The organism is Vibrio penaeicida, from assembly GCF_019977755.1.
Lineage (GTDB): Bacteria > Pseudomonadota > Gammaproteobacteria > Enterobacterales > Vibrionaceae > Vibrio > Vibrio penaeicida.
In genome coordinates this window covers 703,921-724,555 of sequence record NZ_AP025145.1, presented here as the reverse complement: position 1 = coordinate 724,555, position 20,635 = coordinate 703,921, and the positions used below count along the sequence as shown (strand labels likewise).

The window sequence follows — 20,635 nt, the reverse complement described above, 5'->3', positions numbered from 1 at the left end:
TCCTTATCTAAAACTAGCGTTTGAAATAATCGCGATGAATAACAGAATCCAAGCTACTTCTAGGCAGCCAACCTGCGGTTTCTAACTCTGGTTTACTTTTAAACTGATCGACATAACCGATACACAAATACGCGACTATGGCTTTTCTTTCAGGAATGCAGAGTGTTTCTCTTAACGCGTCATCATTAAGGATACTCACCCATCCAACCCCTAGATTTTCCGCTCTTGCAGCCAACCAAAGGTTCTGAACGGCACATACTGTGCTATACAGATCCATTTCTGGTTTAACCGTTCTACCAATCACAGTTGGTCCGTTTCGTTCTCTATCACACGTTACGCATATCCCCATTGGCGCTTCCATGATTCCTTCTAACTTGAACGATTTATACTGCGACTGCTTATCTTTAGAAAATTGCTCTGCTGAGAATGCGTTCGCTTCTTCAAAATCGCGTTTTATCGCCGATTTAATTTCCGGATTGGTAACCAATACAAAGTCCCATGGCTGTGAAAAGCCGACACTAGGAGCATGATGCGCGGCAGTAAGCACACGCATAAGCACCTCTTCAGGAATGACATCTGGTTTAAAATCACTGCGAACGTCCCGGCGGCAAAAAATGGTCTTGTAAACGGCTTCCCGCTCTTCTTTAGTTATATTCATCGGTAATTACCTATGTTTTATTTATCTACCCAATTGATCTTAAAATGCTTGGGTACTACCCATATGGGTATTACGCAATCAGCTCAATAACTTAATTGCGGATTTATAGTAACGAGAAAAAAAGGCGACGTCAGTGGTCTTTGTTTGATCTTTACTGTGCAACAAGTTAATTACCTTGCATAAAACACTTGCCATCATGGATGGGCTTCGGTAGGTTAAAAAGTGACTACCATTAAGGTCTATTACCCATGAACCCTTGCACTCTATCACTCTGGCTCCTTTCACTAATGCCAATCAGTCGGTAGAGTTTTCTATGTCTGGCTGTGAGTGAAGCAGCCGGAATCAAGCGCCATTTCTCACAGCCCACCGTTCTTACACTAGGGAACGCTTTAACTAGGGAATGAGAAATGAGCACCACAGCAATATCAGAACCATCCATACAATATCGACAAGGCATTATGTTTGCTTTGGCGGGCACCGCTATGTTTTCGATTAAGCCAGTCTTAATCAAGCTCGCTTATGATTTTGGTGGCGACGCCACGTCTATTATGAGCCTGAGAGCAGTGAGTTCGCTTCCTTTGTATCTGGTTATTCTTTTCTGGCTGTGTCGCAACCCATCGTCTCGACAATCTCTTAAAAAATTTGGTTGGCAAGCTGCGCTGATCGGTGTGCTTGGCTACTACTTCGCTGCCCTGCTCGACATTCTTGCTCTGGAATATATTTCAGCGCAACTGGAGCGATTGGTGATTTTCCTATTCCCATCATTTGTTGTCGCGATCAGCTGGATATTCATGAAGGAGAAACCCAAGCCGCAAACACTCACCGCGATTTTTTTGGGTTACGTCGGTGTTGCATTTATCGTAACTCACGACATGCAGCATATGGGCGACAAAGTGTGGTTGGGCAGTTTGATGGCGGCGGGTTCAGCACTGATTTTTGCAATCTACTTGATTCTAAGCAAAAAGCTCATCAGCAATATGGGTAGCCAACTGTTCAACAGTGTCGGTATGGCAAGCGCTGGTGTCGCGATTATGGGCCAGCACTTTTATCAAGATGTGGCACTGTCCGAACTCAGCTCAGAACTGATTATTCTTGGTATTGCCATAGGAGTGTTCTGCACCGCTGTGCCTTCCTATTTTATGGCGGCAGCCATGGCTCGCTTAACCCCTTCAATCTTGAGCGTAACCAGCAACATCGGTCCTTCCATTACTGCTCTGTTTGCCATCACGCTGCTCGATGAGGCCTTTACGATTTATCATGCGATAGGCATGGGTTTAGTGGTTTTCTCTGTGTGGCGGATAAATAGAAAATAAGGTGCAAGAAGCTGGTAATAGGAAGTAAAAAAACAGACCAAAGAAAGTAAGCACTGCGATTTTTGAATGACAAGCCGTCTCTTGTCATTCAAATTTTTCGAACAACTCTCTCAAAGTCTTCCTATCATCTTGATGATGTTGGCACCTTATACTGACAGCATTAATCGCAGTTCATATGAGGTGAAATATGTCCACCAGAGAAATTCGTCAGATCATTTCTTCAAAGGCAACATCCGATGGAGATGGAGTAAAAATTCGCCGTGTAGCTGGGTTCAACAATCAGGCGTTCTCGCCGTTTTTGATGGTTGATGAATTAAAGTCCGACGACAAAAAAGACTACGTTGGCGGCTTCCCACCGCATCCGCATAGAGGCATTGAAACACTCACGTATATGATGGAAGGTCATTTCCAGCATAGAGATCACATGGGAAACGTCGGTGAGTTAAAAAGCGGTGGAGCACAGTGGATGGCCGCTGGCAGAGGTGTGATACACAGCGAAATGCCCATTATGGAAGACGGCAATTTGCATGGTTTCCAAATTTGGATAAACCAACCATCGAAAGACAAAATGAAACCCGCTCAGTATTTCGACTTCCAACCCGAAATGGTGACAGAGTTTGACGCGGAGAATGGTAGCCTGATTCGGTTACTTGCTGGCGATTTGGTCGTAGATGGCGAAGCTTTACAAGGTCCACTCAGTAAGACCGGTGTACCAGCAACTGTAGCCGATTGGCGCGCCCCACAGCACGCTTCAGTCACGTTGGCTACGCCTGCTGAATTTAACATGATGGTTTATGCCTACAAAGGAGACGTTACCGTTGGCGATCGTATTGTTAAACAAGGTGACATGGCATTATTGTCTGCAGGAGAAACCGTGGAAATTCGTTCGCAAGGGCAAACAGGAACGTTAATTTTTGCTGGGCAGCCTATTGATGAGCCCATTGTTCACTACGGGCCTTTTGTTATGAATTCGATGGAAGAAATCGAGCAAACCATCCGAGATTATCAGTCGGGGCTTTTTGATACGTACTAAGGCTTCTATTCGGACTATTTACTTTACTTGTAAGCACTATGCGTATAGGAGAGTTTCGTAAAAAGCATATGCAGGTTCCACTTAAACATGCCCGTGTCTCTTGAACTATTTTGGCTCTAGAGACACGCATACTCACTAGGTTTCGATTCTCAATTCAGTCGCTTTGTCGAAGAATACCGCTTTGCTGATATCCAATACCGCTGAAAATGTTTCGCCCATTTTTAGGTCAGCTTCCGCAGGGCAGCGCGCAATAATTTCCATCTCATTTATCTTTGACGTAACCAGCACATCAGGTCCGGTTGGTTCTAACACTTCTGCGCTTAGTGACAACGCATTAACAACACTAGGTTCGACCACTTGGATGTCCTCTGGTCGCACACCCATGATAAGTGTTTCACCATCATACTTTCGAAGCCCAACAGGTAGCTGGATATGATTATTGCTGCCTTGCGCTCCGTTAAGCTGACATAAGGGGTTATCAGACGAATCAAGTTCTACTGTTACCTCAATAAAATTCATCGAGGGCGACCCCATAAATCCGGCTACAAACAGATTGTTAGGCTGCTTATAGATTTCCTTTGGTGTACCAAGCTGCTGCACTTCGCCGTCTTTCATCACCGCAATGCGATCTGCCAGCGTCATGGCTTCAATTTGGTCATGTGTTACATAGACAATGGTGGTTTGCAGCTGCTGGTGTAAGCGCTTAATTTGCGTACGCATATCCACACGAAGTTTGGCGTCGAGATTTGATAAAGGTTCGTCGAACAGGTAGAGCTTGGGTTTACGTGCAAGTGCTCGCCCCATCGCCACCCGCTGACGCTGGCCTCCGGACAAATGCGCAGGTTTGCGATCCAATAAATGGTCAATTTGCAGCATGTCGGCAACACGACGAACTTCAGCTTCTATTCGGCTTTTTTCCCATTTCCGGATTTTCAGCCCGAAAGCAATATTGTCGAACACGGTCATGTTTGGATACAGCGCGTACGATTGGAAGACCATAGCAATGTCGCGATCTTTCGGCTCAACGGCACTCACTTCTTGCTCATCAATAAAAATTTCGCCGGAGCTAATGGATTCTAACCCAGCAATCGTATTCATCAGGGTAGACTTTCCGCAGCCAGAAGGACCGACCAGAATAAGAAACTCTCCCGATTCTATGGCGATATTGATCCCTTTAAGCGTTTCTTGCTCTGCATTGGGGTACGTTTTTCTTATTTGCTGCAATCGAAGTGATGACATCGTGTTTTCCTTTTACTACTTTTTATTGGCTGCTCGTTCTATTGGCTACCGAATTATTGGGCTAATTAACTTTTGGTTGCTTAAAGAATTTCGTTGCTTAAACAATTTCGCTGCTTAACCCTTAAGCGAATTGGCTTGCTGGTTGTTTTTCCTCTGTTCATACCCTGATCGAGCATGCTCAACAAACCATTCCGTCACCAACTCTGGTCGGGTAATTGCGGTACCAACAGTGCAACTCCATGCGCCTGCTTTTAGTGCACTTTCGACGGCTTTCGGCGAGTTGTAGCGCCCTTCAGCCATCACTCTGAATCCCTGCTCAACCCACCGCTCCACAAGGGAAATGTCGGGGTCATTTGGAACACTATCTGTGGTGTATCCAGACAACGTGGAACCGATTAAGTCGCATCCTAATTCCGAGGCCATTACGCCTTCTTCAAACGTTGAACAATCCGCCATTACGCACTTCCCTTGCGATTGAACAAGCGTGACAAGTTCGGTAAACGGGACCGGTCGCTTCCGCATCGTCGCATCTATCGCAATAATGTCTGCACCTGCGTTAATTAAGCCGAGCACATCGTCCTCAATGGCTGTAATTCGTACTGGGTACTGTTCAAAATCGCGCTTAACGATCCCGATGATTGGCACCTCAACATGAGGGCGTACGAATGCAAGACGATTCACCCCTTCAATCCGTAACCCATTCGCACCACTTAAGATCGCCGTTTTTGCGTAAGCAAGTACGATGTCATCGCGATCCATTGGGCTATCTTCAACTGGCTGACAAGATACAACCAATCCACCACACAGCGCATTTATTACAGGTACTGCTTCACTATGATCCTTTTTCATACTGTTATCCTTTCACTGCACCGCCCATAACGGACTGACCAATTTGCCTATAAATCAAAAGCCCCAATAAAGTCGGAGGTAACGTGCCAATCACCATCACGGCTGCGGCTACTCCCCATTGGACGCCACCGCCCCCAGCAGCAAAGAAGAACGAAGCCCCCACCGTTAATGGCACGGCATCCTTGGTTGTCAGCATTAATCCAAATAAGAATTCGTTCCATGCCGTAATGAAACCGAAAATCAACGTGGTCGCTAGCACAGGTTTGGACATAGGAATGGCGACACTCTTCAAGAAGGTAAATGGGCTTGCACCATCCACTAAAGAGGCTTTATCGAGTTCGGCTGGAATGTCGTGAATGGCGTTTATCGACATCATGAGCGCTAACGGCAAGTTCACAATCGCCAGTATCAAACCCAATCCCAATTTGCTATCGAGTAAGTGCAAAGGTTGATACATCATATAAAGAGGAATCGCGAAAATAATAAGGGGCACCGCTCTCAGGTTAATGACAGCCGGCATAAGAATGCGTGTGCCATAACCCTTTCGCACCATGACGTAAGCGGCTGGAAAACAAAACAGCAACGGCAACACCGCCCCTATTGTTGCAACCACAACGCTATTCATTAAGTACGCAATAACATCGAATCGATCAGAGATGGCAAAGACTTGAACGTAGTTTTCCATTGTCCAACTTTCCACCCACAAGCTGGCATTGCTTGCGATTTCCGCGTTTGATTTAAACGACGTCAGCAAAGTGACAAGCACGGGGAAGTTCATCAACAGCGCTGCGACAATAAATATAATCCAACGACCTATCATTACTGCGCTCCTTTTTTCTTCGAAGAGAAGTAATTGAGTGCAAAGAGCACCGCAAAAGTCACAAACAATAGCAACATGGAAGCCGCCACCGCTTTACCAATATTGCCTTGCTTAAAGAACGCGAGATAAACGTATATAGAAAGGCTGGTGGTCGAGCCCCCTGCGCCACTTCCCGTTAACACATAAACGTTGTCGAACACTCGAAATCCATCAATAAACCGAACAAACAGTGCGGTAAATAACGCAAGTTTCATAAAGGGCAATTCGATGTTCCAAAACAATTTCAGACCATGGGCACCATCTAATGTGGCTGCCTTGCGAACGTCTTCAGGTATGGCTTGGTAGGCAACATGAAACAAAAGAACGGCAAAAGGCGTCCATTGCAGGATCTCGATCGTCATTAATGTGTAGATGGCATTGTTTGCATCTAAGAATGCGGGGCTATCACCAAACCATTCCCACAAGTAAAACGGAACAGGACCAACAAACTCATGTAACACTAGGCGATACATCAATCCGACCAACGCGGGCGCTGCCATCATTGGCATCATGAGTATTGCCATCAACCAGGGGTGCTTTTTCAGCAATGGGGCTAAATACACCGCAAGAAACAATCCCAAACTGCATTCAATCAGTGCGGTGACAAAACCAAATTTGAATGAAAAATGGGTTGCCTTCCAAAACAGCGGGTCGTTAACAACATCAACAAAATTCTTAAAACCTTGTAATTCGGGGGAACGAAGGTTTTCAAATGTGACTCTCGACACGCTGTATACAAGGTCGGCAACCAAAGGAAATCCCAGAAATAAAATCAGGAACAACACCAAAGGCAACGTAAACAGTCGGCTTTGTTTATCGTGATTAGGGGCTTGAAGCATACTATCCACTCTTATTCTGGGAGGCAGTACAACATGACCTACCTCCGATTATTCGCTACTTCAGCAGCTCTTTCATGGCTTTTTCGGTATTCTCTAAGGCTTGATCCAAGCTCTGTTGATCAGCCCAATACCCAGTAAACTCCCTTGCTTGCACTTCATAGACCGTAAGCGCATTGCCAGATGTACCGCCATTCATTACGAAGCCGTAACTGCCCGCGTATTCACCCAATGTTTTCAGATCCGGTCTTTGCGCAACGATATCGTCGACAACGTTTTCTTTCAGCGCAGGGTTACCGCCTGCCAATGCATAGGCTTTGGCAGCTTCAGCTGTCGCAAGCCAATTCAAGAACTTAAGTGCACCAGGTTTGTTAGTGGATGCTTTGTTCAAACCAAAACCAAGGCCATGAACATGAGTGAATCGCCCATTTGGACCTTTCGGTGGTGGCGCAATGCCTACTTTTCCAGCGATGGCTGGGTTTTTACTGGCGTCGGTTAGGTCGCCTGCCGCAGCATTCCACTGGAGCATTGTCGCCGCTTGGCCGGCACCAAAGGCAGCGTTGGCTTCTGCATATTCATAAGAGAGTGAATCTTTTGGAGAAGTGCCTGCATCGTAAAGATCTCGGTATCGCTCAAGCGCATTGCGGTAACCCGCAGAATTCACCACCACTTTTCCGTCTGCATCTAACCAATTGCCGCCATACGCTTTGGCTGCCGAATGCCAAACCATCATGTTGAACAATAGGTTTTTCATTTGTAAAACCGTGCCGTAGCGAACAGGGCTCTTTGAATTCTGTCTTTTGGCAAAAAATTGAGCTGTCACTTTATAGTCATCCCAAGTCCAATCTTGCGGCGCAACTGGGTCCATTTCTTTACCAAACTCTTCTTTAGCAAGCGCACGGTATTTTTTCTTCCAACTTTCATTCGAAAGCAATGTGTCAATTAAGTCGGAGCGGTAGTACATGAAATGAAGCGACAAGTCGGTAGGAACACCATATTGCTTGCCTTCGTATTGCATGGTGGTAAGCACTTTATCGTCATACGCTTCGTTTGTGGTTAGCGTAATCGGTTCCATATAAGGTGAGTAGCGCCCGAGTGAATAGGTCGCAGTAAGATTGATATCAAACTCTGTAGTTCCAGCAGCAAGATCGGATTGCAACTTATCCCAGAACCCTTCGCGGTTGAAGAATAACGCTTCAACTTTGTCATTTTCACTCACGCTACTCTGCGCGTTATACATTTCAATGGCTTTTCTTAATGCCGTTTCCTCTGGGCCACCTGGCCATCCAAGCACCGTGACTGTCGCTGAAGCCTGACTGGCACACATAACAGCCAGAGAAAGTGTAGCGATTTTCATTACTGATTTACGAATCATGTCCATTCTCCGTTTCGTCCATAACCCTAATTGTAGGTTGCATATTGAGCTTCACTTAAAACACATTGCTCAATACTTCACCTATAGAATTAGATCATATGGTCTATTTTTACAATCCCTTTACATCTCTTTAATGTTTCATTATTGATACAAGAATCATTTTAATTGATGCTTTCTATAAAATATGGCTAATTTTGGGTTGAGTCATGCTCTAACGTTCATTAGGATGATGTTATTGGTCTATACCGATTTAAGGAAATATTGATGACAAAGAGAGCGAATGTTAAAAACGAGCTCATGAAGTTTATTGCGGATAGTTCGCCGGGTATGCGGCTGCCTTCCGAGCGTGAACTCAGTAAGCGATTCGATGTGGCAAGGGAGACGTTAAGGCGTTGCTTACTCGAATTGGAAGCTGAGGGGCGGATCGTAAGAAAGCTTGGAGCTGGAAATTTCGTAGCAGACCGACCCGAAACAAAACAGCTATCACTGCGTTCGTTCTCGGAAGAGATGTTGGCAAAAGGGCTAAAGCCATCAAGCCGAATCATTTCCACTGAAACGATTTCTGCTGGTGCAAAAATAAGCCAAATGCTTAATGTTTCACCCTCTGAGCTGGTCTATAAAGTGGTACGAATTCGTTACGCGAATGAACTGCCAATGGCGATGGAGACCGTCTACCTTCCATGCCAACTTTTGCCTAAATTCGACCCAGAGCGCCTTACATCCGAATCGCTCTATACCATTTTGGAACGTGACTACCAGTTGTCCTTAAATCAAGCCGATCAGTTTATTGAAGCAACGGTTGTCGAGCCTAAAGAAGCCGCTTTACTCAATGTTGCCCCCTATAGTGCTGGCTTATTGATAGAACGTAGAATGATGGCCGCTAACAATACCCCCATTGAATTTTGTAAAACTCTTTACCGAGCAGACAAATACAAGTTTGAAGTACAAATTAGAAGACCCGCTCATAACATCTGAATTCGGGGGTATGTTAACGCCGGTATTTATTGCTCTATATCAAATGTTAAAGGTGTGGAAAGGGTCATCAACACCCGATGGTGATAGGTCACTTTTTTCTGCGGTTTTGTAATAATCTGTGTCACAATGTGACTTCAATCCCAACTAACTCAATCATATATGAATTATCAAGCAGCAATCTTCGATATGGATGGGCTCCTTCTCGATACGGAGCGTGTGTGTATGTCCATTTTTAAACAGGCATGCGATACATTGGATATTCCGTTTCTGGACGATGTTTATCCTTCGATCATCGGGCGAAATTCAGCGGGTATTGAACAAACTTTACGTGCAGCTTATGACCAATATATCGAATATTCCAAGTTGCATGGTGAATGGAAAAAACACTACGACGATGTTGTCCTGCATCAAGCTATCCCGGTCAAAGAAGGAGTGTTCGACCTTCTGGAGTGGTTTCAAAGTAAAAATATTAAGTTGGCTGTTGCAACATCGACAGGTAAAGAAGTCGCAAGAGTCAAACTGCGTTTGGCTGGTCTAGATACATATTTTGAAAACGTCACAACAGGCTGTGAAGTAACAAATGGTAAGCCAGATCCAGAGATTTACTTATTAGCCGCAAATCGAATTGCGGTAGATCCTAAGCACTGCCTCGCATTTGAAGATTCCAATAACGGTGTGCGTTCTGCTGTTGGAGCAAACATGAGTACCTTCCAAATTCCTGACTTAGTGCAGCCGTGTTCAGAAATAAAAGCCATGGGACATCACGTCATGCCTTCATTGAACGATGTTTTAATACATCTCAAAGCATTGAGTAAGTAAACAATGCGTTCACTAAAAATTGGGCTTTCTTTGCTGGCCTTAGTCATTGGTCTAATCTCTACGTGGATTTTTCTTCCACCGACAAACCGGTTAGACAAACAAGTTGTGAATCAACCGCTTCAACAACCTTTTTCTTTTGTTGGGTATAAAGTTATATCAAGTGACCCTTCTATCGATCCTATTTACCACTACTATATTGTTGGTGGTGAGTTCGTTGTTGAAGATGAAAAACTCAATGACACACCCCCCTTCTTAATCACTGCCGATCCTTTCGTTAAATTGAATACATTTGATGAAAGCACCATACACATTTCAGTGACTGGCAAAATAGTGCTTTATAACAACGATCTTTGGGTTCAAAAAAGTGATGGAAAAGTTCATCACTGGTACATAAATATGCACTCAAAATACATTAGATAAACATTATTTAAACAGCATAGTTATATAAAACCGTGTAAAATATGTGACTTTTCTATTGCTTATATTAATGCTTATAACAACAGTTAGTTTCCGTTACATTATTTCGTTTTTATTAATCGGCTCATCACATATATGAGAAACAAGATATAGATCTCAATAAAGATTTGTTTTTTTGTAATGGCTCTCTCCAAAATTGTGAGAGATCACCTAAACTTGAGTATGTACCGAGCATGGAATCTCGGGATTCAGAATAATTTCAACTAAGCCGTAGTAGGACCACAAAAATACTGTTCACATAGCATGTATTTTCCTAATTTTAATGGCGCTTATTGGTTATCAATTGATGCAATACAAACCTGAAAACTCTATAAAGATCGCAATTGAACACTTAAATATAGGAATGTTTGTAACGGGAATTGAGCAAAGTGAACGGGTAAACCTCTCCAATGCTGGTCGCGTTTCAACTCAAAAAGCCATAGCTCAATTGGTGGACAGTGGTGTTCGTTTCGCATGGGTGGATGAAAAATTGTCCGCCAGCAATTGCGTTTTCAAACCTGTTGCCAATGCAAGCAGTTCAGACGATAAGAAAGCCTCAAGCGAGGTCGCACCTGCACGCTCAAAAAAAATGCCCAGCCGCGAGATCAGACAAAACAAAGCAAAAAAGCTGATTGCCGAAGCCAAAGGTTTAGCGCAAAAATTGTTGACGGAGACTTTTGAAGGAAACAGTTTCGAGGTTGATGCGCTCGAAGAATGGGCTGATGATGTCATTGAAACCGTGCTAATTGATTCCGATGCTATTAAATGTGTTTCAGCCCTTCGAAACAAAGACTCTTACTTACTCGAACATTCGGTTAATGTCGCATGTTTACTGGTAACGTTTGGCAAATCCTTGGGCATGGATAAAACGATGCTTCGTGATATGGCGATTGGCGGAATCATTCACGATGTGGGTAAAATCAAAGTGGATGATAAAGTTCTCCACAAGCCAGCCAGATTAACGCCTGAAGAATTTGAGCATATGAAGCTTCATCAAGTCTATGCAGGTGAGATCATCGATAATGTCGAGGGATTAAACCAAGTCAGCAGAGACGTTTGCTTAATGCACCATGAAAAGCTTGATGGCAATGGTTACCCAAATGGTTTGAAAGGCGACGAGATTCCTATTCACGGTAGAATGAGTTGTATTGTTGACATCTATGATGCCCTTACTGCACATCGCTGTTATAAGGCTGGCATGAGTTCAGCCGAAGCGTTTAAAATACTGCTGAGCCTCACCCCCTTCCACCTCGATCAGGAGTTGGTGTACAAATTCATCAACTGTATTGGTGTCTACCCAGTTGGGTCGTTAGTGGAATTAAGCGATGGTCGAGTAGGCATAACTTGGACTTCGAACAGCCAACAACCTCTTAAACCAGTGGTGAAATGCTTCTATTCTCGCAAGTTTAAGCGCTTTACCGATGTTGCATTTGTGGATCTTAAGAGCGGCAATATCAAAATCGAAAGCGCTATCTCCCCCAGAGACATAGAAGTCGACCCTGCACCATTTTACGATGTTTAGATCGTATCTCCTCATAACAGGCAGCAACATTGCTGCCTACTTCATCGATATTCAAGCGAGCTAAAGATAAGTAATTCTATTTGAATAGTTTGGATACAAAACTTGTTTGTAATCCTGACAAAGGCTTACACCACGCTGATAGTTTCTCACCTTGTGATCTGTTAAAAAAAACATTGTCCTTTTATCAGACGAAGATTTTCATCATGAAACCGCTATGCCACTTGATCCCCTTGCGCATTCTGAATCCTCTGCGCGTTCTAAAACCAAAGCCACAGCGCTTACGCACTATTATTCTTGCATCACTTTTTGGGTTGTCCAACTTTGCATACGCTGAATTACCCCCCAAGGAATACGCATCAACCTGTACGCCAGAATTATTGGAAGAAGTTGGTATGAGTAATTTGGATGCCACGATATTTCGCGTTATGGAGTCGGGCTCAACAGCCGAAATAACGGGCGTAATATGTGATGGAACACTGCTGGCTGCACAAGAAATGTTAGACGACCACCCCAACCTGAATAAACTGATCTTTTTAGACGTTGGTGGTTCGGTAGACGACGTAACCAATTTGAAGCTCGCAACACTGATTCACTCGTTAAAGTTACATACGCACGTTTCTGGAGCGTTAAATCAAAAAGACGATGAAGGTAATGTTGTTCGAGGTGGTGTCGCCTCTGGTGGAACGGATCTGTTTTTAGCCGGTACAACTCGAACCGCAGACAAAAACGCTTATATTGGTGTTCATAGTTGGGCTTCTGGTGACTATCAGGGAAATGAGCTACCGAAAACTCACCGTGACCATCAACCCTATATTCAATTTTACAAGCTCATTGAGCTTCCTAAACCGGAAGAGTTTTATTTCTTCACTCTAGAATCGGCTGATGCAGATAATATGCACTATATGAGCCGTAAAGAGCTGAATACCTTTCAAATAGTCACTCAATAGGCTTTCTAGCTTTCTAGCTTTCTAGCTTTCTAGCTTTCTAGCTTTCTAAGAAGTGTTGCTTTTCAAGCCGTTCATTAACAAAGACGCCCAATGGTATTGCTCCAATATCGTTGGGGGTCTTTGTTATGTGGAACTGATGTATATACCCACCTATCTCAATATATAGGATTAAGAGTTTACTGAACCTAGTATCTTGAGGTGGCTTCAGTATACTTGTTGCCTTACAAATGGATCGTAATAAACGTGTAGGTGAACAATGAAAAGTGGCTACCAATACCCTATTGGCACTCAAGGAACAGCTTGGGGAGAAGAAGAAAAAAAAGCATGGCTAGATTCAGTTTCAATAAAGCGCAGCTACAAACGTGACGTCGTCACTAAAATTGATGCGTTACGCAACCAATACGATGTATTCCAATATGGTGCACTAAGCTATAACCCAGAGCAATTCCCATTATACGCGGTAAAAAGTAAAACTTGGGATGCTAGCCGCAAGACCATTTTGGTCACTGGTGGTGTGCATGGCTATGAAACAAGCGGTGTTCATGGCGCACTTAAGTTCCTAGCGCTACTCGGCAATGAATATGAAAAGCACTTTAATATTGTAGTTGCCCCTTGTGTCAGCCCATGGGGTTACGAAACCATAAACCGTTGGAATCCAAACGCAGTGGATCCTAATCGTTCCTTTTACAAAGATTCTCCTGCAGAGGAATCAGCAAACCTAATGTCGATGGTGGAATCACTAGGTGTCGACATCTACGCCCATATTGATTTGCATGAAACCACAGACACAGACGAGTCCGAGTTTCGTCCCGCACTTGCCGCACGCGACGGCTTAGATTACATCGAGGACCTGGTTCCAGATGGCTTTTACTTGGTTGGAGATACAGAAAATCCAAACGAAGATTTTCAAACTGCCATCATTCAAGCGGTTGAAAAGGTCACTCATATTGCTCCACCAGACGATAATGGAAACATTATCGGCTCGCCCGTCGTGCAGCATGGTGTGATCAATTACCCAACAAGTAAACTCGGGCTGTGCAGCGGCTTTACTGGTTGTGAATACGGCACTACGACAGAAGTGTACCCCGACAGCCCAAAAGTGACAGACGAAGAATGTAACGATGCGCAAGTCGCTTCAATTAAGGGCGGATTGGACTACTTGCTCAATTCTTAGAGCTATCGAAAACAAAAAAGGATGGGATCCCATCCTTTTTATTACTCGTATTTTTTAAGAAAAACAGATGAGTTTACTCAGCCAGTAAATGATGCCAGTTTTCATGTTTGTTGACATAGTGCTTAACGTAACTGCATTCCGGCACTATTTTCACATTTAGCTTTTCAATTTCCAGCAACGCTGCTTCCATCATCACCGCGCCTTTACCCTGACCTCTCAACGCTTCAGGCACGGAGGAATGATCGACATAAAAGACGTCCCCCTCTTGGCGATAGGTTACTTTAGCCCAACTCTCAGGGGCGACTTCAATTCGAAATTCTTTGGCTTGAATATCGTGGATCACTGCAATATCGTCATTCACTTACGTTATCTCTATGTTAGATTCGATGATGTGTTAACCTTACTATAGTTCAGTAGACACCCAAAAAGCGCATGTATTCTTCCCACATTATAGACACATGGCAATCAAAAGCCGTTGAAAATAAAAGAGCTTTCATCATTCCAGATGGGTGTCAGGATGTCATCGTTACGCTTACGGGTAATACGCCAGCGCAAATCAATGTCTCTCCTCTTTATACGAATACTGCACCAATCGATATAACCGCGGGAACCGCAATGGTGGGATTTCGACTTCAGCCAGGATGCAATGTTTCCAACGTTGAAACGAATAAACTGCTTCCATGCTGGGATTCAAGAGATCAACTTATTGATAGAATTGAATCAGCAACCACAGTTAACTCAAACGTTGCTGAAGCACTTGAATGCATTCGCAAGGAAATGGGGAGTATTGAGCAAATAGCATTGTTGCTTGGTGTAAATGTAAGAACGCTGCAAAGAACCATCAAAAAGCACACCGATCAAACGCCGCTATTTTGGTTTCGATTAGCCAGAGTTCGCCAGTGTGCCAAAGCGATAATATTGAGCGGAAATTACTCCGACATTGCCTACGATTTTCAATATTCAGACCAAGCTCATATGTGCCGAGAGATTAAAAGCTGGTTAGGTGTTACGCCAACTCAGCTTTTTAATCGAGAAGACATCAAAGCACAGCTTTTTGATGATGGGTATTAACTCTCTGCCACTGGTGAGCAAATTTCAATTAAAAAGCCATTTATGTCATGTACATAAGACGTAGTTTGCCCCCAAGGCATGTGCTCTACAGGCTGAACAAGTTCTGCGCCCGCATCCAAGGCTTGCTGTAGCGACTCCGGCACATTATCCGTTTCAAATGCTATTTCAAAACTGGGTTGTCCTCGCTTGGGCAGTACAGCCCCTTTTCCAAGCTTACCCATCAGGTCAAGCGACGAAAATGACAAGGTCATAGTACCCGTATCCAACTCGCCGTAGTCTCCCCCCTCATGGAGCATCGCACGTGAAAGCCCAAAGGCGCGTTCATAAAACGCCAGTGTTTTTGCCACATTTTCTACATAGAGAATGGTATATTTTAATTTCATTTTCTTTTCCTTCAGGCTTGTTTGAGAACGTTAGATTAATACCTTGTTAGCCCGTTTGTATTGAAAATAAACGACACATCCCCATGTCTGTTTATAGGCAGGAGACACATCAATGAAGGAGATCGGAAATGAAGAGCATTGGAATTGTTGGTTGTTCAGCAGAAGGCGCTGCGCTCTGCTATACAACGATTTGTAGCGAAAGCATTGCCAAATTGGGGCATTATCAACATCCAGATATCGCGATGCACACCCCTTCTCTATCTTTATATGTTGATGCTCTGAATCAAGGGTCGAAGAAACAAATTGTCGACCTTATGTTAACTTCCGTTGAAAAGCTCAAGGCCGCTGGCGCTGATTTTGTTATTTGTCCGGACAATACCATTCACCAAGCTTTCGATTTGGTAGAGCAATCCTCATCACTTCCTTGGTTACATATTGCGGATGTGGTGTCTCAATACGCCAAACATCAAAGCTACCGTAAAGTCGGCGTTTTAGGCACGCAATGGCTAACCGAAAGCGATGTCTACCCAAATAGTATGCGAAGCGTAGATATAGACGTGGTATTGCCCAATGCATTGCAGCGAAAAGAGATTGGCCGTTTAATCATGGATGAACTGGTACTTGGTCATACTCCAAGCCATGTCACCGAATATTTGCTTAAGGTGATTGAAGAATTTAAATCTCAGGGTTGTGAAGCCGTTGTTTTGGGTTGCACCGAGCTTCCCATTGTACTGGGCGACGAAAACTCCCCGCTCCCAACATTAGACTCCACTCGGCTTTTAGCACGGGCAGCAATTGAATACGCCTGTATCGATTAGCAAATTTTATTCGTTTGTTTGTATTCTGACCTTCTTACACAGCTGGATCATAGAATTTGCCTCTTCCTGAGTTAAACGGGTTGAGCAAAAAACCTTATCTGTAATGTCGGAGCTATTTTGAGAAAGCTCCCTCCCTAAATCCGTTAGTACAATGGATTTTTGGCGTTCATTATTCGCAAGCTGCTCCCGACGAATAAGATTTTTCTCTTCCATTCGTTTCAACAGCGGCGTCATGGTTGCCTTGCTGAGTTCTGTTGTCTTCGCTAGCTGACTAATTGAAATCTCATCTTCTTTCCACAATGCCATCAGCACCACAAATTGCGTATAGGTTAAACCATGAGGTTCAAGTAACTCCCTGTACGTTGATGTCAGCTTATTGGATGTTGAATATAGAGCAAAACACAGCTGTCGATCTAATTCTGCTACTGCCACCCGATTCTCCAAGTTTTCATTCGTAACCATCATTATACGCATGCACACTATCATAGACAAAATATTCGTAAGCTTATTATTAGTTGACAAACTGTTCGCACACTAACAACATAGTGAGCGAGCAAAATGAATACAAAAAGGAAGAAGTGATGAGTGATAAATGGTTAGCGACATTAAAAACGAGTACGCCTGAAGATGGCTACCAACTTGCAATAAAAATGTCGAGGATGGGGGTTAAGTACACGCAACCGTCCGAAGAAGTAAGAGAAAAGATCCGACCTGTCTACGCTGACAACGCCGAGAACTTAATCGCCGCCTCTCAAGTTATTGCAATCAACTTTCAAACGGTTGCTGCTGCAAATAACTACTGGACTTAAAACCAACCAGAGCAGCTTAAGTGGCATTCAAGGTAACAGGCAATAAAAAACCCCAGAGCTCGATATCGAAGTCTGGGGGTTATTTCTCTTCTAAACTCATTTCACTTTTCTTCTAAACTCATATAAGCGTCAAAACACCGATGACAGATATGAGTGAAAACAGAACGGTTCGGCTGATCACGCCAAAATGTGAATGTTGGATCATTTCTTGATGCTGCATTTTCCCACCCATTTAAATATTACAAGATGATTTCAATGTAATTACAATATCGTTATTTTGCAAATGTACTCATACCGATGAGACCAGCATAAGCAGACCTCTATTTCCCAAAAATCCTTATTGCTTATAGACTCACGCTAACTTATTAAAAATTATTAATCTTTTATGACAAGGGAGAAGAAATACACCTTCAAGGCAGTTCTCCTTTCAAAATACCGAAAATACAAACTTATCGTCAAGTAGCCTACGACATCATCACGTCATCATTTAAAGTTTGACAAGCAATATGATAAGCATAATATATGGATATACATATATGCAATTTTAACTAGTGAGTAGATGCCATACTGATGCATGTTGAGATGTCCCCAGACACCATCAAATTGTCATTTAGTTCGTCTAACGTAAGCCTGCGTAGTAAAACGCAAATGCGCGTCTGTTTTATCTAAAGAAGAGTGATTCACCATGGGAATTTTCGAGAGATTTTTAAGTGTTTGGGTTGGTCTAGGAATGATTCTGGGCATAGTGAGTGGGTACCTATTCCCAGAGCTTTTCTCGTATCTAGCCGCCATGCAATATGCACAAATTAATATGGTTATTGCTGTTCTCATTTGGCTAATGATCTACCCAATGATGATGCAAATCGATTTCACATCAGTCAAAAGTGTTCATAAAAGACCAAAAGGGTTGTTGATCACCATTGTCATTAACTGGTTAATCAAACCTTTTACGATGGCGTTGCTTGCCGTTGTTTTCATGCGCTATGTCTTCGGGAGCTGGATTGTTTCGGATTTAGCAGAACAATACATCGCAGGTATGATTTTGCTTGGCGTCGCCCCCTGCACAGCCATGGTTTTTGTGTGGAGCCAACTAACCAAGGGGGATGCGAATTACACCATTGTCCAGGTCGCGATTAACGACATCATTATGGTCGTCGCTTTCGCACCGATTGCAGCCCTTCTTCTGGGCATGACAGACATAACGGTGCCTTGGGACACACTTCTGCTTTCTGTTTCTCTCTTCGTCATTGTGCCATTGGTCGCGGGGGCAATGACTCGAAAAGTGCTCAATAACCCGACCAAAGTAGATAGGCTTGGCAAAGCCATTAAACCTTTATCAATTTTAGGTTTAGTCGGCACCGTTGTTTTGCTGTTTGGTTTTCAAGCGAACACCATTTTAAGTAATCCAGTAGACATCCTATTCATTTCTGTTCCGTTACTCATTCAAACGTATCTTATCTTTGCTCTCGCGTATTATTGGATGAAGAAAACACGTCAGCCACACTGTGTTGCAGCGCCAGGTGCAATGATTGGAGCATCAAACTTTTTTGAGTTGGCTGTTGCCGTTGCCATCAGTTTGTTTGGCGTTCATTCTGGGGCAGCATTAGCCACTATCGTGGGTGTATTGGTCGAAGTGCCCGTTATGCTCTCTTTAGTTGCATTTGCGAACAGAACAAAAAATGACTTTGAGCCCGTTCAAGAAAGCTAGAAGCTGTTAGCCTTAAGCACTCAAAATGTGAATACTGAAATGAAGAATATAGAAACGATTTGGCACGAATATCAGCAGGGGTTAAAAGCCTTTTTGCATTCCAGAGTACCTAACCCTGATGATGTCGATGACATCTTGCAGGATGTGCTGATTAAAACGCATGAGAATTTGGATAAAGTCCAAAACTGGGACAGCTTAAAGTCTTGGTTATTTCAAATTGCCAATAATGCCATCATGGATTTCTACCGCCGCTCAAAGCGCCAGTCAGCAATTGAAGAAAAAGATCTTTGGTATGAACAAGATGCGAATCAAATGCAAAAAGAATTCTCTAAGTGCTTGTTACCATTTATACAAAATTTACCCGAGCAAAGTGCCCAATTAATTTGGGCGGTGGACATTGAGCAAGAATCTCAAAAAGCGGTCGCTCTTTCTCAAAACCTCAGTTATTCCACATTAAAGTCACGAGTATCGAAAGCACGCCAAGAACTCAGGAAACAATTTGAAGATTGCTGTCACCTCACGTTGAACAAACAAGGGAGTCTAGTCGATTGTGATTCAAAATCAAAAGGTTGTAAGAGTTGCTAGGGTCTGTTGACCTAATTTAATTTTCTAAAAAATCGTCTTTTTTTCGTCTTTTCTGAAACCTGTTCGTCTTAGATATACAAACAAGTTTAGGGTCTCTCGACCCACTAATCAGAAAAGAGTTAACTATATGAAAATTATTAGCTTCACTATTTGCCCATTTGTTCAACGTGTCACCGCGCTTTTAGAAGCGAAAAAATTACCGTATGAGATCGAATACATCAGCTTAAAAGACAAACCTGACTGGTTCCTAGAACTATCTCCTAATGGGCAAGTCCCTTTGCTGGTTACAGATTCAGGTCAAGCGCTGTTTGAGTCTGATGCGATAGCGGAGTACATCGACGATATCGCGGCACCACTGCAACCAACATTAACACCAGAACAAAAAGCTATTAGCCGTGCATGGAGCTACCAAGCAACAAAACACTACCTGACTCAATGCGGCACAATGAGAAGCAAAGACGAATCAGCACTGCAAGAACGTGGTGCAAAACTCGTTTCGGTGTTTGAAAAAGCCGAGAAGTTCCTATCTGCTGAGAAAGCATTATCTGATGGTGCATTCTTCAATGGCAAAGAGTTAAGTAACGTAGACATCGCATGGTTGCCCCTGTTGCACCGTACCGACATTGTGAAACAACATACGCGCTTTGACTTTTTGAGTGGTCTGCCACGAGTACAAAAGTGGCAAAAAGCACTTATGGAAACGGGGTTAGCAGAAAAGTCTGTCGCTGATGACTTCCTGAACAAGTTCACTCAGTTTTATCTCTCTGATGAAACAGAGTTAGGTAAAAAAGTATGCTGTAACCCAAATGAAGACTGTTGCGACGACAAAGGAGCAGAATGTTGCACGCAAGACAGCGATTGCTGCCAAGCCCAACCCGCTTTCAATATTAAGAAAGCAGAACGCACGTCTTCAACATCAAACTGCTGCTAGGAGTGTCACGCTGCTAGCCACCTATAAACGCTAATCTGAGTTCACATTCTCAACCTACTGGTGATGTTTCAAACACAACCTTGCCAGTAGGTTTTTATTTTTTAGCTCAATTTCTCCTATCTTCGAACACGCATTATTGGCGAACATCTACCCAATTACGTTTAAGTAAGTCGATAACTCACTGTTATAAATTTATTTTTGCATTGTCACTCTCATTGAAATATTCCGACTTCTACTCGCCAAAAATTTAGTCTCGTTCACAGTTCTCATTTTTA

Annotated in this window: 23 protein-coding genes; 14 read left to right on the top strand and 9 right to left on the bottom strand. The window is 43.4% G+C overall.

Annotation, left to right across the window (positions count from 1 at the left end):
* Positions 1–13 precede the first annotated feature (13 nt).
* Positions 14–658: a 5,6-dimethylbenzimidazole synthase gene (gene bluB / locus LDO37_RS21610; RefSeq protein ID WP_126607127.1), complete on the bottom strand. Its 645-nt coding sequence runs from the start codon at positions 656–658 to the stop codon at positions 14–16.
* Positions 659–1,065: 407 nt separating this feature from the next.
* On the opposite strand from bluB, the gene LDO37_RS21605 reads away from it, so the two are divergent.
* A complete protein-coding gene (locus LDO37_RS21605; RefSeq protein WP_126607126.1) occupies positions 1,066–1,971 on the top strand; it encodes a DMT family transporter in 906 nt (301 codons plus the stop codon).
* Positions 1,972–2,158: 187 nt separating this feature from the next.
* Positions 2,159–3,004 carry a pirin family protein gene (locus tag LDO37_RS21600; RefSeq protein WP_126607125.1) on the top strand — a complete coding sequence of 282 codons (846 nt, stop codon included), beginning with the start codon at positions 2,159–2,161 and terminating at the stop codon, positions 3,002–3,004.
* Between the two features lie 135 nt (positions 3,005–3,139).
* Here LDO37_RS21600 and LDO37_RS21595 read toward each other — a convergent pair whose 3' ends face one another.
* The 5 genes from LDO37_RS21595 to LDO37_RS21575 all read right to left on the bottom strand — a co-directional run bounded on the left by LDO37_RS21595 (position 3,140) and on the right by LDO37_RS21575 (position 8,162).
* Complete coding sequence (locus LDO37_RS21595; RefSeq protein WP_126607124.1) at positions 3,140–4,243, bottom strand: ABC transporter ATP-binding protein; 1,104 nt, start codon at positions 4,241–4,243, stop codon at positions 3,140–3,142.
* Positions 4,244–4,357: 114 nt separating this feature from the next.
* On the bottom strand, positions 4,358–5,092 hold the full coding sequence (locus LDO37_RS21590) for an N-acetylmannosamine-6-phosphate 2-epimerase (RefSeq protein ID WP_126607123.1): 735 nt from the start codon (positions 5,090–5,092) through the stop codon (positions 4,358–4,360).
* Between the two features lie 4 nt (positions 5,093–5,096).
* The gene (locus LDO37_RS21585) at positions 5,097–5,912 is read right to left on the bottom strand and encodes a carbohydrate ABC transporter permease (protein ID WP_104399503.1); all 816 of its coding nucleotides are present in this window, start codon (positions 5,910–5,912) and stop codon (positions 5,097–5,099) included.
* The gene (locus tag LDO37_RS21580; RefSeq protein ID WP_101109956.1) at positions 5,912–6,790 is read right to left on the bottom strand and encodes a carbohydrate ABC transporter permease; all 879 of its coding nucleotides are present in this window, start codon (positions 6,788–6,790) and stop codon (positions 5,912–5,914) included. The genes LDO37_RS21585 and LDO37_RS21580 overlap by 1 nt, the downstream gene beginning before the upstream one ends.
* Positions 6,791–6,845: 55 nt before the next feature.
* Positions 6,846–8,162 (bottom strand): extracellular solute-binding protein, encoded by a 1,317-nt coding sequence (locus LDO37_RS21575; RefSeq protein ID WP_126607122.1) that lies wholly within the window; start codon positions 8,160–8,162, stop codon positions 6,846–6,848.
* Between the two features lie 264 nt (positions 8,163–8,426).
* Here LDO37_RS21575 and LDO37_RS21570 point away from each other — a divergent pair, with 264 nt between their 5' ends.
* The 6 genes from LDO37_RS21570 (at position 8,427) to LDO37_RS21545 (ending at position 14,055) form a co-directional block, all read left to right on the top strand.
* Positions 8,427–9,137: a GntR family transcriptional regulator gene (locus tag LDO37_RS21570; RefSeq protein WP_126607121.1), complete on the top strand. Its 711-nt coding sequence runs from the start codon at positions 8,427–8,429 to the stop codon at positions 9,135–9,137.
* Between the two features lie 159 nt (positions 9,138–9,296).
* Positions 9,297–9,956, top strand: a complete 660-nt coding sequence (locus LDO37_RS21565; protein WP_126607120.1) for an HAD family hydrolase — start codon at positions 9,297–9,299, stop codon at positions 9,954–9,956.
* 3 nt (positions 9,957–9,959) lie between these two features.
* The gene (locus LDO37_RS21560) at positions 9,960–10,376 is read left to right on the top strand and encodes a hypothetical protein (RefSeq protein WP_126607119.1); all 417 of its coding nucleotides are present in this window, start codon (positions 9,960–9,962) and stop codon (positions 10,374–10,376) included.
* Between the two features lie 343 nt (positions 10,377–10,719).
* Positions 10,720–11,934 carry an HD-GYP domain-containing protein gene (locus LDO37_RS21555; protein ID WP_126607118.1) on the top strand — a complete coding sequence of 405 codons (1,215 nt, stop codon included), beginning with the start codon at positions 10,720–10,722 and terminating at the stop codon, positions 11,932–11,934.
* A gap of 203 nt (positions 11,935–12,137) precedes the next feature.
* Positions 12,138–12,881 (top strand): hypothetical protein, encoded by a 744-nt coding sequence (locus LDO37_RS21550; RefSeq protein WP_126607117.1) that lies wholly within the window; start codon positions 12,138–12,140, stop codon positions 12,879–12,881.
* Positions 12,882–13,137: 256 nt separating this feature from the next.
* Positions 13,138–14,055, top strand: a complete 918-nt coding sequence (locus tag LDO37_RS21545) for a M14 family metallopeptidase (protein ID WP_126607116.1) — start codon at positions 13,138–13,140, stop codon at positions 14,053–14,055.
* A gap of 73 nt (positions 14,056–14,128) precedes the next feature.
* Here LDO37_RS21545 and LDO37_RS21540 read toward each other — a convergent pair whose 3' ends face one another.
* Entirely contained in the window at positions 14,129–14,416 is a 288-nt protein-coding gene (locus tag LDO37_RS21540; protein WP_126607115.1) for a GNAT family N-acetyltransferase, read from the bottom strand.
* A gap of 71 nt (positions 14,417–14,487) precedes the next feature.
* Between LDO37_RS21540 and LDO37_RS21535 the strand changes: the two genes are divergently transcribed.
* Complete coding sequence (locus tag LDO37_RS21535) at positions 14,488–15,126, top strand: helix-turn-helix domain-containing protein (RefSeq protein WP_126607114.1); 639 nt, start codon at positions 14,488–14,490, stop codon at positions 15,124–15,126.
* Here the strand turns inward: LDO37_RS21535 and LDO37_RS21530 are convergent.
* The gene (locus tag LDO37_RS21530; protein WP_126607113.1) at positions 15,123–15,509 is read right to left on the bottom strand and encodes a VOC family protein; all 387 of its coding nucleotides are present in this window, start codon (positions 15,507–15,509) and stop codon (positions 15,123–15,125) included. The two genes, LDO37_RS21535 and LDO37_RS21530, sit on opposite strands and share 4 nt — an antisense overlap.
* 128 nt (positions 15,510–15,637) lie before the next feature.
* Between LDO37_RS21530 and LDO37_RS21525 the strand changes: the two genes are divergently transcribed.
* On the top strand, positions 15,638–16,327 hold the full coding sequence (locus LDO37_RS21525; RefSeq protein ID WP_126607112.1) for an aspartate/glutamate racemase family protein: 690 nt from the start codon (positions 15,638–15,640) through the stop codon (positions 16,325–16,327).
* A gap of 6 nt (positions 16,328–16,333) precedes the next feature.
* Here the strand turns inward: LDO37_RS21525 and LDO37_RS21520 are convergent, their stop codons facing one another.
* Entirely contained in the window at positions 16,334–16,759 is a 426-nt protein-coding gene (locus LDO37_RS21520) for a MarR family winged helix-turn-helix transcriptional regulator (protein ID WP_126607111.1), read from the bottom strand.
* 149 nt (positions 16,760–16,908) lie between these two features.
* Here LDO37_RS21520 and LDO37_RS21515 point away from each other — a divergent pair, with 149 nt between their 5' ends.
* The 4 genes from LDO37_RS21515 (at position 16,909) to LDO37_RS21500 (ending at position 20,360) form a co-directional block, all read left to right on the top strand.
* A complete protein-coding gene (locus LDO37_RS21515; protein ID WP_126607110.1) occupies positions 16,909–17,136 on the top strand; it encodes a hexameric tyrosine-coordinated heme protein in 228 nt (75 codons plus the stop codon).
* A gap of 685 nt (positions 17,137–17,821) precedes the next feature.
* Entirely contained in the window at positions 17,822–18,844 is a 1,023-nt protein-coding gene (gene arsB / locus LDO37_RS21510; RefSeq protein ID WP_126607109.1) for an ACR3 family arsenite efflux transporter, read from the top strand.
* Between the two features lie 39 nt (positions 18,845–18,883).
* Positions 18,884–19,429, top strand: a complete 546-nt coding sequence (gene sigZ / locus LDO37_RS21505) for an RNA polymerase sigma factor SigZ (RefSeq protein ID WP_126607108.1) — start codon at positions 18,884–18,886, stop codon at positions 19,427–19,429.
* A gap of 127 nt (positions 19,430–19,556) precedes the next feature.
* Positions 19,557–20,360, top strand: coding sequence for a glutathione S-transferase family protein (locus LDO37_RS21500; RefSeq protein WP_126607107.1), 804 nt, complete (start codon positions 19,557–19,559; stop codon positions 20,358–20,360).
* Positions 20,361–20,635 lie beyond the last annotated feature (275 nt).

Bases quoted from the DNA above. Each gene is read 5' to 3' on its own strand.
- bluB (WP_126607127.1), bottom strand. From the start codon at position 658: ATGAATATAACTAAAGAAGAGCGGGAAGCCGTTTACAAGACCATTTTT.
- LDO37_RS21605 (WP_126607126.1), top strand. From the start codon at position 1,066: ATGAGCACCACAGCAATATCAGAACCATCCATACAATATCGACAAGGC.
- LDO37_RS21600 (WP_126607125.1), top strand. From the start codon at position 2,159: ATGTCCACCAGAGAAATTCGTCAGATCATTTCTTCAAAGGCAACATCC.
- LDO37_RS21595 (WP_126607124.1), bottom strand. From the start codon at position 4,243: ATGTCATCACTTCGATTGCAGCAAATAAGAAAAACGTACCCCAATGCA.
- LDO37_RS21590 (WP_126607123.1), bottom strand. From the start codon at position 5,092: ATGAAAAAGGATCATAGTGAAGCAGTACCTGTAATAAATGCGCTGTGT.
- LDO37_RS21585 (WP_104399503.1), bottom strand. From the start codon at position 5,912: ATGATAGGTCGTTGGATTATATTTATTGTCGCAGCGCTGTTGATGAAC.
- LDO37_RS21580 (WP_101109956.1), bottom strand. From the start codon at position 6,790: ATGCTTCAAGCCCCTAATCACGATAAACAAAGCCGACTGTTTACGTTG.
- LDO37_RS21575 (WP_126607122.1), bottom strand. From the start codon at position 8,162: ATGATTCGTAAATCAGTAATGAAAATCGCTACACTTTCTCTGGCTGTT.
- LDO37_RS21570 (WP_126607121.1), top strand. From the start codon at position 8,427: ATGACAAAGAGAGCGAATGTTAAAAACGAGCTCATGAAGTTTATTGCG.
- LDO37_RS21565 (WP_126607120.1), top strand. From the start codon at position 9,297: ATGAATTATCAAGCAGCAATCTTCGATATGGATGGGCTCCTTCTCGAT.
- LDO37_RS21560 (WP_126607119.1), top strand. From the start codon at position 9,960: ATGCGTTCACTAAAAATTGGGCTTTCTTTGCTGGCCTTAGTCATTGGT.
- LDO37_RS21555 (WP_126607118.1), top strand. From the start codon at position 10,720: ATGCAATACAAACCTGAAAACTCTATAAAGATCGCAATTGAACACTTA.
- LDO37_RS21550 (WP_126607117.1), top strand. From the start codon at position 12,138: ATGAAACCGCTATGCCACTTGATCCCCTTGCGCATTCTGAATCCTCTG.
- LDO37_RS21545 (WP_126607116.1), top strand. From the start codon at position 13,138: ATGAAAAGTGGCTACCAATACCCTATTGGCACTCAAGGAACAGCTTGG.
- LDO37_RS21535 (WP_126607114.1), top strand. From the start codon at position 14,488: ATGTATTCTTCCCACATTATAGACACATGGCAATCAAAAGCCGTTGAA.
- LDO37_RS21530 (WP_126607113.1), bottom strand. From the start codon at position 15,509: ATGAAATTAAAATATACCATTCTCTATGTAGAAAATGTGGCAAAAACA.
- LDO37_RS21525 (WP_126607112.1), top strand. From the start codon at position 15,638: ATGAAGAGCATTGGAATTGTTGGTTGTTCAGCAGAAGGCGCTGCGCTC.
- LDO37_RS21515 (WP_126607110.1), top strand. From the start codon at position 16,909: ATGAGTGATAAATGGTTAGCGACATTAAAAACGAGTACGCCTGAAGAT.
- arsB (WP_126607109.1), top strand. From the start codon at position 17,822: ATGGGAATTTTCGAGAGATTTTTAAGTGTTTGGGTTGGTCTAGGAATG.
- sigZ (WP_126607108.1), top strand. From the start codon at position 18,884: ATGAAGAATATAGAAACGATTTGGCACGAATATCAGCAGGGGTTAAAA.
- LDO37_RS21500 (WP_126607107.1), top strand. From the start codon at position 19,557: ATGAAAATTATTAGCTTCACTATTTGCCCATTTGTTCAACGTGTCACC.